This window comes from Micromonospora sp. MW-13 (assembly GCF_003434305.1).
Classification (GTDB): Bacteria; Actinomycetota; Actinomycetes; order Mycobacteriales; family Micromonosporaceae; genus Micromonospora.
On the sequence record NZ_QKKX01000009.1, the window covers coordinates 239,005 to 251,498 of the forward strand.

Consider the following 12,494-nt stretch of genomic DNA (forward strand, 5'->3'; position numbering starts at 1 on the left):
AGCCGGTACGCGTGCACGCCGTGACGCTCCGAAGTTGAGTAATCCGTCAATCAACGCTGAGTATCCGCATCGTCTGATTCACGTTTCCGTCGGCCGTACTCTTCCCGCATCCGGAGGTGTCCCCGCCCGGACGATTCACGCGGCCGGATCCGAGCTCGGCCGCCCTGACCGGGAGGCCGCCTGATGCAGCCGGGTCCGCTCCCCTCAGCCGACGTGTCCGACGAGCGCGGCGGTCCGGCCGGCCCGCCGCGGTGCGGCCCGACGCCCACCCGGCTCGGGGTGACCGAACCCCGGCCGGACGACCCGCTCGCCGTGGTCGCCGCCGGTCCGGCCGGCGCGGCCCGGCGCGACGTGCTCGCCGCCCTGCTGGGGGTGGCCCCGGGGACGCTCGCCGTGCCGCCCGGGAGCTGGCTGCGAGTCGGCCACGCCCGGGTGCCGACCCGCGCCGCCTACGTGCCCGGCTACCGCCAGCCCCACGCGTACGCGCCGGACCAGTCGGCGGCGGGCCCGGCGCTGGCCCGCCCGCCGCGCCGGGTCGAGCTGACCGTCGCCGAGCCGCTGCTGCGGCACTTCACCGTGTTCGACACGCCGGACACCGACACGCTGGGCGTCGCCGGCGGGCGGGTGCTGCTCGACGCCGTCGGCCGGGCCGGGGCGCTGCTGTTCGTGATCGCGGCCGACCAGGCGTTCACCGCCGCCGAGCTGCACCTGCTGGCCGAGGCCGCCCACGCCGCGGTCGAGGTCTTCTTCGTGGTGACGCCCGGGGTGTCGGGCTGGGCCCCGCCCCCGGTCGAGCCGCCGGGCGCCGGCTCGGGCCGACCGGACGGGCCCCGGGCGCGGGGACGGGCGCCGCGCAGCCGCCGGGACCCGGCGCGGACGGACGGCACGGGGGCTTCCGTCCCGACGGGTCCCAGCGGCCGGGCGGGCCGGCCGCCGACGCGGTCCGCGCAGCCGGGCGGGCCGGTCGATCCGTGGCCCGCCCGGTCGCCGGCCGAGCCGGGCCTGGTCGACGCGGCGAACCCGGTCGAGGTGGTGCTGGCCGCGCACCGCGCCGTGCTGCTCGCCGCCGTGCCGGCCCTGGCCGCGGCCCCCTGGTACCCGGCCCGACCGGACGACGTCGGCGGGCTGCGGCGGGCGCTGGTGGGCTGGGCCGCCGACGAGGGGCTGCGCCGGGCCAGCGCCCAGCCGCCGGTGCTGCCCGGGGCGCACGGCCGGGTCCCGGTGTCGCCCGACGCGGACGCGACCGGGTGGGCCGAGCGGTTGGACCGGCAGGCCCGCTCCTGCGCCCAGCGGATCCGCCAGCACCTCGCCCTGGAGCTGGCCAACACCCACCTGCGGGTGGTGCAGGAGATCGTCTTCGGGGTCGGCTGTGCCGGCCTGCCGCAGCTGCTCGACCGCGAGCTGGAGGCGCTCTCCCTGCTCGCCACCGTCCAGTGCGACGCGGCCGTGCGGGCCCTGCTCGACGATGCCGCCGGTCGGGTCCTGGGCGACCCGGTGCCCGAGGGGGTCCGGCGACGGATCGGCAACGCCGTCCGCTGGGGGCTCGCCGACCATCCGGCCGGCCGGGGCCTCGACCGGGTGCTGTTGGTCACCAGCACCGCCGGGGTGGCCGAGCTGGCCGGCGCCGGCGCCGTGGACGCGGTCTCCGGGTATCCGGCCGGGCAGCGCGTCGAGGTGCTCCCGCCGGTCGCCGTGGCGCTTGCCGGCGGCTGCTGGCAGCACTGGCGCAGCCCCGGCAATGAGGACCCGGGCGGTGCCCGGTCCTGGGCGCAGCGGGCGCTGCGCGAGGTCGAGCTGGAGCTGACCCGGGACGTCTCCCGACGCTTCGAGGCCGTCCGCCGCTCGCTCGGCGCGGTGCTCTCCGATGCGATCGACCACGGCATCCTGCTCGCCTGACGCCGGTCCCGACCGGCTGGTGGGGCCCCGACGGGGTCCTGCCGGGCCGGCCCGCGCGCCGGTCGCCGGGGCGGCTCCGGCCGGTGATCCGGGCCCGTCCGGCGTTCCGGTTCATCGGTTCGCCGCAACCGGTGGCACGATGGGGGGCATGGCGGCTCCGCAGGTTGCACCGGTCGAGACGCCGGACACCGAAGAGGTGCCGGCTTCGGACCGGCCGTGGGTGACGATCGTGTGGGACGACCCGGTGAACCTGATGTCGTACGTGACCTGGGTCCTACAGAAGTTGTTCGGGTACAGCCGGGAGAAGGCCGAGAAGCTCATGCTGGACGTGCACCACAAGGGTCGGGCGGTGGTCTCCAGCGGCGCCCGGGAACGGATGGAGCACGACGCGGCACAGCTGCACGCGTACGGGCTGTGGGCCACGGTGGAGCGGTCGTGAGCATGTTCCGCCGCCGGGGCGACCGGTACGTCGCCACCCTCGCCGTCGACGAGGTCCGGGTGCTGCGCAAGGTGGCCTCCGAGGTGGTGGGGCTGCTCACCGACGGCTTCGACCACTCCGACCCGGTGGTGGGCCGGCTCTTCCCCGAGGTCTACCCGGACGACTCGGCCGGGACGGCGGAGTTCCGCCGGTACACCGAGGGCGACCTCAAGACGGGCAAGATCGACCAGGCCGGGGCGATCCTCGCCGCGCTGCCGGACTCCGCCGGCGGCGAGGTCCGGCTCGACGCCGAGGCGGCCGAGGCGTGGCTGCGGGCGCTCAACGACGCCCGCCTGGCGATGGGCGTCCGGCTGGAGGTCAAGGACGGCACGGACCTCGGCGCGGAGCTGGACGAGGCGGTCGCCGCCGATCCGTCGTCGAGCCGGGTGTTCCAACTGTCGGTCTACGCCTACCTCGGCTACCTCCAGGAGTCGCTGCTCAACGCCATGATCGACTGATGGTGACCGTCGCCACCTTCGGGTGGGCAGGCGGAGGCGCTAGGCTGGACGACGTGCTGAGCATCGACCGGTCGATCATCGACGCGATCGTCGCCCACGTGCGTCGGGACCACCCGGACGAGGCGTGCGGCGTGGTCGCCGGCCCCGTCGGCAGCGACACCCCGACCCGGCACATCCCGATGGAGAACGCGGCCCGCTCCATGACGTTCTACGAGTTCGACTCGATGGAGCACCTGCGGGTGTGGCGGGAGCTGGACGACCGCGACGAGGAGCCGATCGTCATCTACCACTCGCACACCGCGACCGAGGCGTACCCGTCGCGTACGGACATCTCCTTCGCCGGCGAGCCGGGGGCGCACTACCTGCTCGTCTCCACCCGGGAGCCCGACGCCGAGGAGATCCGCTCCTACCGGATCGTCGACGGCGCGGTGACCGAGGAGCCGGTCCGGATCGTGGACGCCGCCGTGGACCCGAACGCCGTCCAGTCCTACATGTTCGGGCAGAGCCCGGCGACGGTCGACTACGAGTGTTCCGACCGCTGACCCCAGCGGCACCGCGACACTCCGCCCTTCCCGTCACCGAGCAAACCGCACACCCGGACAAGGAGCACGACACCATGGCCATCGAGGTTCGCATCCCCACCATCCTGCGCAGCTACACCGGCGGCGCGAAGGTCGTCGAGGGCGCCGGCGACACGCTCGCCGACCTGCTCGCCGACCTGGACTCCCGGCACGCCGGCCTGCGCGGCCGGCTGGTCACCGACGCCGGCGTGCTGCACCGGTTCGTCAACGTCTACGTCAACGACGAGGACGTCCGCTTCCTCGGCGCGCTCGACGCCAAGCTCAACGACGGCGACAGCATCACGATCCTGCCGGCCGTGGCCGGCGGCGCGTTCGGCTTCGCCGCCGCGGCGGCGATCGCCTCGCACACGGTAGCCACGCGCGCCGCCGCCGCCCGCTGAGGCGGGGCGGCGATGGCGCGGTACGACAGCCTGCTGGACGCCTGCGGCGGCACGCCCCTGGTCGGGCTGCCCCGGCTCTCGCCGGCGGTGCCCGAGGGGGCGCCGCCGGTGCGGCTCTGGGCCAAGCTGGAGGACCGGAACCCGACCGGCAGCATCAAGGACCGGGCGGCCCTGTTCATGGTCCGCCGGGCCGAGTCCGACGGCCGGCTCCGCCCGGGCGACACCATCCTGGAGCCGACCAGCGGCAACACCGGCATCTCGCTGGCCATGGTGGCCAAGCTGCAGGGGTACCGGCTGGTCTGCGTGATGCCGGAGAACGTCTCGACCGAGCGGGTCCAGCTACTCCGGATGTACGGCGCGGAGATCATCTTCTCGCCGGCCGCCGGCGGCTCCAACCAGGCCGTCGCCACCGCCAAGCAGATCGCCGCCGAGCACCCCGACTGGGTGATGCTCTACCAGTACGGCAACGAGGCGAACGCCCGGGCGCACTACGAGACCACGGGCCCGGAGCTGCTTCAGGACCTGCCCACGATCACCCACTTCGTGGCCGGGCTCGGCACCACCGGCACCCTCATGGGCACCGGGCGCTACCTGCGCGAGAAGGTCGAGGGCATCCAGGTCGTGGCCGCCGAGCCCCGCTACGGGGAACTGGTCTACGGGCTGCGCAACATCGACGAGGGGTACGTCCCGGAGCTCTACGACGCCACCGTGCTGTCCCGGCGGTTCTCCGTCGGCACCCGGGACGCCGTGCTGCGCACCCGGCAGCTCGTGGAGGTGGAGGGGATCTTCGCCGGCTTCTCCACCGGGGCGATCCTGCACGCCGCCCTCGCGGTGGCGCACGAGGCGGTCCGGGACGGCCGCCGGGCCGACGTCGCGTTCGTGGTCTGCGACGGCGGCTGGAAGTACCTCAGCACCGGCGCGTACGGCGGCACCCTCGCCGACGCCGAGGAGGCCCTGGAGGGGCAGCTCTGGGCCTGAGGGCGAGCCTGACGGCGTGGACGGGCCGAGACCGGTTGACCGGTCCGGCCCGTCCGTCGTCGCCGGGGCGCCGGAGGGCCGCGGGTGTCACGTTGGTGACAACTTCCAGTAGATGATTCTTGCCCCGGTGTGCGCCAGCGTAGGCTGCGCAGCGTGTCGTACGCGGCGGTGAAGATCATGGGCGGGATGGCGGCCGACGTGACGACTACGGTTCGTGACAGCGAGACGACCTCATGCGACTGACCGTCCTCGGCTGTGCGGGGAGCTTCCCCGGTCCCGACTCCCCGTGCTCGGCCTATCTGGTCGAGGCCGACGGTTTCCGGCTCCTGGTCGACTTCGGCTCCGGCGCGCTGTCCACCCTCCAGCGTTACGCCGGGCTGCACGCCCCGGACGCCATCCTCCTCACCCACCTGCACTGCGACCACATGCTCGACGCCGTCTCGTACGTGGTGGTGCGCCGGTACGCCCCGGACGGCCCCTGCCCGGCCCTGCCGGTGTACGCCCCGTCCGGCGCGCCGGACCGGCTGGCGCTGGCCTACGGGCAGGAGGACAGCACCGTCGAGGACGTCTACCAGTTCTACGGCCTCCAGCCCGGCACGTTCCCGATCGGCCCGTTCAGCGTCACCGTCGACCGGATGAACCACCCCGTCGAGACGTACGGGGTGCGGCTGGAGCACGACGGTCGGGTGCTCTGCTACTCCTCCGACACCGCGCCGTGCGAGGCGCTGCTGCGGCTGGCCCAGGACGCCGACGTCTTTCTCTGCGAGGCCAGCTACGTCGACGGGGTGGACAACCCGCCGGACCTGCACCTGACCGGCCGGGAGGCCGGCGAGGCGGCCACCAAGGCGGGGGTGGGCCGGCTGCTGCTGACCCACCTGGTCGCCGCGTGGGGCAGCGAGGCGCTCACCGTCGAGGCGGCCGGCGCCGCGTACGACGGGCCACTGGAAGTGGTCCGCTCCGGCGCCTGCTACGACGTCTGACCGACCGCGGCCGGCGGCGGGCGCGGACAGCGGTGGACCCCGGGGCGGTTCGATCACCGCACCGCATAGGGTGCAGGCATGGCGCGACCTGACGGGCGGCGGCCCGACCAACTCCGACCGGTGACCCTGACCCGGGGCTGGAGCACCCACCCGGAGGGCTCCGTGCTCGTCGAGTTCGGCGCGACCCGGGTGCTCTGCACGGCCAGCGTCACCGAGGGGGTGCCCCGCTGGCGCAAGGGCTCCGGCCTCGGCTGGGTGACCGCCGAGTACGCGATGCTGCCCCGGGCCACGAACACCCGCTCGGACCGGGAGAGCGTCAAGGGCCGCGTCGGCGGGCGGACCCACGAGATCTCCCGGCTGATCGGCCGCAGCCTGCGGGCCGGCATCGACCTCAAGGCGCTCGGCGAGAACTCGGTGGTGCTGGACTGCGACGTCCTCCAGGCCGACGGCGGCACCCGCACTGCGGCGATCACCGGCGCGTACGTGGCGCTGCACGACGCGGTGAGCTGGCTGGCCGACCGCAAGGCGCTGGCCGGGAAGCCGGAGAAGGTGATGCACCGCTCCGTCGCGGCGGTCAGCGTCGGCGTCATCGCCGGCGAGGCCCGGCTGGACCTCTGCTACACCGAGGACGTGGCGGCCGAGGTCGACATGAACGTGGTCTGCACCGGCACCGGCGAGTTCGTCGAGGTGCAGGGGACGGGGGAGTCCGGGGTGTTCGCCCGCGACCAGCTCGACGCCCTGCTCGACCTGGCCGTCGCCGGCTGCGCGGAACTGGCCGAGGCCCAGCGGAAGGCTCTCTCATGAACAAGGTGCTGCTCGCCACCCGTAACCGCAAGAAGCTGATCGAGCTCCAGCGGATCCTCGACGGCGCGCTCGGCGCGCACCGGGTCGCCCTGCTCGGCCTCGACGACGTCGAGGAGTACCCGGAGCTGCCGGAGACCGGCCTGACCTTCGGCGAGAACGCGCTGATCAAGGCGCGGGAGGGCTGCCGGCGCACCGGCCTGCCCACCATCGCCGACGACTCCGGCCTCGCCGTCGACGCCCTCAACGGCATGCCGGGGGTGTTCAGCGCCCGCTGGGCCGGCCGGCACGGCGACGACCGGGCCAACCTCCAGCTCGTGCTGGACCAGATCGCCGACCTGCCCGACGAGCACCGTGGCGCGTCGTTCGTCTGCACCGTGGCGCTGGTGCTGCCCGGCGGCAAGGAGCACCTGGTCGACGGCCGACAGGCCGGCCGGCTGCTGCGCGCGCCGCGCGGCGCGGGCGGCTTCGGGTACGACCCGATCTTCCTCGGCGACGGCCAGGACCGCACCAACGCGGAGCTGACCCCGCCCGAGAAGGACGCGATCAGCCACCGGGGCAAGGCGCTGCGCGAGCTGGCCAAGCTGATCGCCAAGGTGCTGCCGCCCGCAGCCTGACGGCGGGCGGCGGACCGGCCGGGGAGGGTCGTGCCGGGTGTCCTGACGGGGTTCACCGTCATCGCCGCCGTTATCGGCGTCGGCTACCTGCTGGGCCGTCTCGGCGTGCTGGGGCGGGAGGCGACGGTGGTGCTCTCCCGGGTGGCGTTCTTCGTGGCGACCCCGGCGCTGCTGTTCGGGACCGTCGCCCGGGCCGACCTCCGGACGGTCGTCTCGTCGGCCCTCGTGGTCACGGTGGTGGCCACCACCGTCGTGGCGGCGGTGTTCGTGCTCGTCGCGCGGCTGGTGTGGCGGCGACCGGCGGCGGAGACCACCATCGGCGCCCTGGCGTCCTCCTACGTGAACGCGGCGAACATCGGCATCCCGGTCGCCGTCTACGTCCTCGGCGACGCCTCGTTCATCGCGCCCGTCCTGATGTTCCAGCTGGTGGTGATGGCGCCGATCGCCTTCGCGGTGCTCGACACGGCGACCCGGGGGCGGCGTTCCCTGGCCGGGGCGGTGGCCCAGCCGCTGGCCAACCCGATCACCGTGGCCTGCGTCCTGGGCCTGGCCGTCAACCTGACCGGCTGGTTCCCGCCGGAGCCGGTCCTGCGCCCGGTCGAGCTGGTGGCGGCGATGGCCGTGCCCGCCGCCCTGCTCGCGTACGGGCTGTCGCTGCACGGCGCGCCCCGGCCCGGCTCGGGGGACACCCGGCGGGACGTGTGGCTCGCCGTCGCGCTGAAGGCGGTGGTCCAGCCGGCGGTCGCGTACCTCGTCGCGCGGTTCGCCCTGGGCCTGCCGGACCCGGTGGTGCTGGCCTGCACGGTCACCGCCGCGCTGCCGACCGCGCAGAACGTCTTCGTCCACGCGGTCCGCTACGACCGGGGCGTCGTCCTGGCCCGGGACGCGGTGCTGCTGTCGACCGTGGCGGCGGTGCCGGTGCTGATCGGGGTGGCGGTGCTCGGGAGCTGAGCCCCGGGCCGGCCGGCTGCCCGGCCCCGCCACCCCCGCGCGGTCAACCGAGCGGGCCGACCTCCCGCTCGATCGCCGCCCGCAGCTCCGGCCCGGCCAGCACGGCCCGGGCCGCCTCCATCAGCGGGGCGAGGAAGACGTCCGGCCCCGGCTCCCCGGCCGCCTCGCCGAGCGCGGCCAGCGCCGCCCGGCCGGCCGGCGACGGCGTCAGCGGGGCCCGTAGCTGGAGCCCGCGCACGGCGGCCAGCAGCTCCACCGCGAGCAGGCTGGTCAGGTTGTCCAGCACGATGCGCAGCTTCTTCGTCGCCGCCCAGCCCATCGAGACGTGGTCCTCCTGCATCCCGCTGGTGGGCAGCGAGTCCACCGAGGCGGGGGCGGCCAGCCGGCGGTTCTCCGCGACGATCCCGGCGGCGGTGTACTGGGCGATCATCAGCCCGGAGTTGACCCCGGCGTCGGGGGAGAGGAACGCCGGCAGCTCCCGGGACCGGGTCACGTCGAGCAGCCGGTCCACCCGCCGCTCGGCGATCGCCCCCACCTCGGCGGCGGCGATGGCCAGGAAGTCGGCGGCGAAGCCGAGCGGGGCACCGTGGAAGTTCCCGGTCGACTCGACCCGGCCGTCCGGCAGCACCACCGGGTTGTCCACCACGGACACCAGCTCCCGGTCGGCCACGGTCCGGACGAAGTCCAGGGTGTCCCGGGCCGCGCCGGCGACCTGCGGCGCGCAGCGCATCGAGTACGCGTCCTGCACGGCGTGCGCCAGGTCGTCGCGGTGCGAGTCCATCACCGCCGAGCGCTGGAGCAGCCGGTGGATGTTCGCCGCCGACACCGACTGGCCGGGGTGCGGGCGGATGGCGTGCAGCTCCGGCAGGAACGGCCGCTCCGAGCCGAGCATCGCCTCGATGGCCAGGGCGGCCGTCACGTCGGCCATGGCGAGTAGGTGCGCCGCGTCGTTGATGGCCAGCAGCAGCATGCCGAGCATGCCGTCGGTGCCGTTGATCAGCGCCAGCCCCTCCTTGGCGGCCAGCTCCACCGGGGTCAGCCCGGCCCCGCGCAGCGCGTCGGCGGCGTCGATCCGCTCGCCGGCCGGGCCGAGCACCCAGCCCTCGCCGAGCAGCACCAGCGCGCAGTGCGCCAGCGGGGCCAGGTCGCCGGACGCGCCGAGCGAACCGTGCTCCGGCACCCACGGGGTGACGTCGTGGTTGAGCAGGTCGACCAGGGCCTCGGCGACCAGCGGGCGGACCCCGGAGCGGCCCAGCGCCAGCGAGCGGACCCGCAGCAGCATCATCGCCCGGACCACCTCGCGCGGCATCGGCGCGCCCACCCCGGCGGCGTGCGAGCGGATCAGCGCGTGCTGGAGCTCCGCGCGCCGCTCCGGCGCGACGAAGGTGTTCGCGAGGGCCCCGAAGCCGGTGGAGACGCCGTACACGGGCCGGCCGGCGGCCTCGATCCGGTCCACGATGGACCGGCTGGTCGCCATCGCGTCCACGGTGGCCGGGTCGAGGGCGACCCGGGCGCTGCCGCGGGCCACGGCGAGCACGTCGGCGGGGGAGATCCCGGTGGGCTGGACGGTCACGATCGACATTGCGGCACTCCGTTGTGCAGAACCTGGCGGATCAGTGGGACACCGGGCCGGTAGGCCAGGTGCAGGTGCGACGGCGCGTCGAGGATGGTCAGGTCGGCCCGGGCGCCGGGCCGCAGCACCCCGACATCGGTGCGGCGCAGCGCCCGCGCGCCCCCGGCGGTCGCGGCCCAGACCGCCTCCGCCGGGGTCATCCGCATCTCGCGGACGGCGAGCGCCACGCAGAACGGCATCGACGAGGTGTACGACGACCCGGGGTTGCAGTCCGTGGCCAGCGCCACGGTGACGCCGGCGTCGAGCAGCCGGCGCGCGTCCGGGTACGGCGAGCGGGTGGAGAACTCCGCCCCGGGCAGCAGCGTCGCGACGGTGGTCGTCCCCGACCCGTCGGCTGCGGTCGAGCCCGCGAGGGCGGCCACGTCCGCGTCGTCGAGGTGGGTGCAGTGGTCGACGCTGGCCGCCCCCAGCTCCACCCCGAGCCGTACGCCCGGCCCGGGGCCGAGCTGGTTGGCGTGCAGCCGCACCCCGAGCCCGGCCGCCTGCCCGACGGTGAGGATGGCCCGGGCGTGGTCGGCGTCGAACGCGCCCCGCTCGCAGAACACGTCCACCCAGCGGGCGTACGGGGCGGCGGCGGCGAGCATCGGCCCGCACACCAGCCCCACGTAGTCGTCGGGGCGGTCGGCGTACTCGGCGGGGACGACGTGCGCGCCGAGGAACGTCGTCTCGTCGCTCACCTCGGCGGCGATCCGCAGCGACCGGGCCTCGTCGGCGACGGTCAGCCCGTACCCGCTCTTGATCTCGATCGTGGTGGTGCCCTGCCGCATCGTCTCGCCGACCAGCCGGCGCACGGTGGCCCGCAGCGTGTCGTCGGAGGCCGCCCGGGTCGCGCCGACCGTGGTCCGGATGCCCCCGCCGGTGTACGGCTGGCCGGCCATCCGGGCGGCGAACTCGGCGGCCCGGTCCCCGGCGAACACCAGGTGGGCGTGGCTGTCCACGAACCCCGGCAGCGCCGCCGCCCCCTCGGCGTCGATCCGCCGGTCGGCGGCGGGGGCGTACCGGGCGGGGCCGATCCAGGCGATCCGCCCCTCCTCGACCAGCAGAGCCGCGTCGCGGCGCAGTCCGAGCGGGCTGCCGTCGCCGGTGCCGGCGACGTTGGTCACCAGCTCACCGATGTTGTCGACCAGCAGGCTGCTCACCGGGTCACCGCCTCGATCGCCGTACGCAGCTCGCGCGGCACGTCCACGCTCAGGTGCCGCCCGTCGGCGACCACCTGCCGGCCGTCCACGACGACCGAGGCGACGTCGGCGGCGGTCGCCGCGAAGAACGCCCCCACCGGCGGCACCCCGGCCGTGCGGGCGCTGTCCAGCCGCACGGTGACCAGGTCGGCGCGGTCGCCGACGGCGATCCGGCCGGCGTCGCGCCAGCCGAGCGCGGCGTGCCCGGCGGCGGTCGCCGCGACCAGCAGCTCCGCCGGGGTGAAGTGGCCGCGGCGGCGGGTGCGCAGCCGCTCGTCCAGCTCCACCGCGCGGGCCTCCTCGAACAGGTCGACCACGGCGTGGCTGTCGCTGCCCAGGCTCAGCGCGACGCCCGCCTCGGCCAGCCGGCGGGCCGGCCCGATCCCGTCGGCGAGGTCCCGTTCGGTGGTGGGGCAGAGGCAGACCCCGGTGCCGGTGTCGCCGAGCAGCGTCACGTCGGCGCTGGTGGGGTGGGTGGCGTGCACGGCGACGGTGCCCGGGCCGAGCACCCCGTGGTCGGCCAGCAGCCGGGCCGGCGTGCGGCCGTGCGCGGCCCGGCAGGCGTCGTTCTCGGCGGGCTGCTCGGACAGGTGCACGTGCAGCGGCGCCCCGCGCCGGTCGGCCCAGCCGGCCACGGTGGCGAGCTGCTGTGCCGGCACTGCGCGGACCGAGTGCACCGCCGCCCCGAGCAGCGCGTGGGCCCTGCCCGGGGTGAACGCCGAGGCCCGGTCGGCCCAGCGCTGCGCGTCGCCGTCGCCGAACCGCCGCTGCGGCCCGGCCAGCGGCTCGCCGTCCACCGTGGCGGTCAGGTAGCAGGTGTCGAGCAGGGTGAGCCGGATCCCGGCCTGCGCGGCGGCCTCGACCAGCGCCGCTCCCATCGCGTTCGGGTCGGCGTACGGCGTGCCGTCGGGGCCGTGGTGCAGGTAGTGGAACTCACCGACGCAGGTGACGCCGGACAGCGCCATCTCGGCGTACGAGGCCCGGGCCAGGGCCAGGTAGCTGTCCGGGTCGAGCCGGGCGGCCACGTCGTACATGGCGGTCCGCCAGCTCCAGAAGTCGCCCCGGGCGTGGGTGCGCCCGCGTAGCGCCCGGTGGAACGCGTGCGAGTGGGCGTTGGCCAGCCCGGGCAGGGTCAGCCCGGGCAGCCGGGTGGCATCGCCGAGCACCTCCACCCCGGCGGTGGGCGTGCCCGTGCCGCCGAGCGGGGTGACGGCCGTGATCCGGCCGTCCTCGGCCTCGATCAGCACGTCGGCGGTGGGCTCGGCCCGGTCGGGCAGCCACGCGTACTCGGCGAGCCAGCGGGTCCCGGTCATCTCTTCCACCCCCTTTGGAGCTGAGTCGTTCGTGACATCGGTGCCGTCCGCGATATCGGCCGGTCGGGACGGCGGGGGAACGCAGGCGACGTCGGCCGGTCGCGGTGCCGCCGATTCGTTCGTGACATCAGCTCCAAAGGGCCCGCCGGGGCATGCCGGCCCCGGGCCGAACAGGTCGAGCCGGGCGAAGGCGGCGTAGAGCCCCGGCGCCGGCCACCCCCGACCCACCCGCTCACCCGCCTGCTCATCC

Annotated in this window: 13 protein-coding genes; 10 read left to right on the forward strand and 3 right to left on the reverse strand. The window is 75.4% G+C overall.

Features of this window, described 5'->3' with window-relative positions; genetic code table 11:
* The first annotated feature begins 213 nt into the window (after positions 1–213).
* The 10 genes from C5N14_RS32870 to C5N14_RS05245 all read left to right on the forward strand — a co-directional run bounded on the left by C5N14_RS32870 (position 214) and on the right by C5N14_RS05245 (position 8,120).
* Complete coding sequence (locus C5N14_RS32870) at positions 214–1,896, forward strand: hypothetical protein (RefSeq protein WP_243639201.1); 1,683 nt, start codon at positions 214–216, stop codon at positions 1,894–1,896.
* Positions 1,897–2,044: 148 nt separating this feature from the next.
* Positions 2,045–2,335 (forward strand): ATP-dependent Clp protease adapter ClpS, encoded by a 291-nt coding sequence (gene clpS / locus C5N14_RS05205; protein WP_117666000.1) that lies wholly within the window; start codon positions 2,045–2,047, stop codon positions 2,333–2,335.
* 2 nt (positions 2,336–2,337) lie between these two features.
* The gene (locus tag C5N14_RS05210; protein WP_207892632.1) at positions 2,338–2,832 is read left to right on the forward strand and encodes a DUF2017 domain-containing protein; all 495 of its coding nucleotides are present in this window, start codon (positions 2,338–2,340) and stop codon (positions 2,830–2,832) included.
* A gap of 53 nt (positions 2,833–2,885) precedes the next feature.
* Positions 2,886–3,374 carry a Mov34/MPN/PAD-1 family protein gene (locus tag C5N14_RS05215; RefSeq protein ID WP_117666911.1) on the forward strand — a complete coding sequence of 163 codons (489 nt, stop codon included), beginning with the start codon at positions 2,886–2,888 and terminating at the stop codon, positions 3,372–3,374.
* Between the two features lie 74 nt (positions 3,375–3,448).
* Positions 3,449–3,793, forward strand: coding sequence for a MoaD/ThiS family protein (locus tag C5N14_RS05220; protein ID WP_117666912.1), 345 nt, complete (start codon positions 3,449–3,451; stop codon positions 3,791–3,793).
* A 12-nt stretch (positions 3,794–3,805) separates the two neighbouring features.
* Positions 3,806–4,771 carry a PLP-dependent cysteine synthase family protein gene (locus C5N14_RS05225; protein WP_117666004.1) on the forward strand — a complete coding sequence of 322 codons (966 nt, stop codon included), beginning with the start codon at positions 3,806–3,808 and terminating at the stop codon, positions 4,769–4,771.
* A gap of 233 nt (positions 4,772–5,004) precedes the next feature.
* A complete protein-coding gene (locus C5N14_RS05230; RefSeq protein WP_117666006.1) occupies positions 5,005–5,751 on the forward strand; it encodes an MBL fold metallo-hydrolase in 747 nt (248 codons plus the stop codon).
* 78 nt (positions 5,752–5,829) lie between these two features.
* The gene (gene rph / locus C5N14_RS05235) at positions 5,830–6,555 is read left to right on the forward strand and encodes a ribonuclease PH (RefSeq protein WP_117666008.1); all 726 of its coding nucleotides are present in this window, start codon (positions 5,830–5,832) and stop codon (positions 6,553–6,555) included.
* Complete coding sequence (rdgB, locus tag C5N14_RS05240) at positions 6,552–7,169, forward strand: RdgB/HAM1 family non-canonical purine NTP pyrophosphatase (RefSeq protein WP_117666009.1); 618 nt, start codon at positions 6,552–6,554, stop codon at positions 7,167–7,169. The genes rph and rdgB overlap by 4 nt, the downstream gene beginning before the upstream one ends.
* A gap of 30 nt (positions 7,170–7,199) precedes the next feature.
* Positions 7,200–8,120: an AEC family transporter gene (locus C5N14_RS05245; RefSeq protein WP_117666011.1), complete on the forward strand. Its 921-nt coding sequence runs from the start codon at positions 7,200–7,202 to the stop codon at positions 8,118–8,120.
* 43 nt (positions 8,121–8,163) lie between these two features.
* Here C5N14_RS05245 and hutH read toward each other — a convergent pair whose 3' ends face one another.
* The 3 genes from hutH to C5N14_RS05260 are packed head-to-tail and all read right to left on the reverse strand — an operon-like array spanning position 8,164 to position 12,244.
* A complete protein-coding gene (hutH, locus tag C5N14_RS05250) occupies positions 8,164–9,702 on the reverse strand; it encodes a histidine ammonia-lyase (protein ID WP_117666013.1) in 1,539 nt (512 codons plus the stop codon).
* On the reverse strand, positions 9,690–10,892 hold the full coding sequence (gene hutI, locus C5N14_RS05255) for an imidazolonepropionase (protein WP_117666015.1): 1,203 nt from the start codon (positions 10,890–10,892) through the stop codon (positions 9,690–9,692). Before hutI ends, hutH begins: the two co-directional genes overlap by 13 nt.
* Positions 10,889–12,244 carry a formimidoylglutamate deiminase gene (locus tag C5N14_RS05260; RefSeq protein ID WP_117666016.1) on the reverse strand — a complete coding sequence of 452 codons (1,356 nt, stop codon included), beginning with the start codon at positions 12,242–12,244 and terminating at the stop codon, positions 10,889–10,891. The genes hutI and C5N14_RS05260 overlap by 4 nt, the downstream gene beginning before the upstream one ends.
* Positions 12,245–12,494 lie beyond the last annotated feature (250 nt).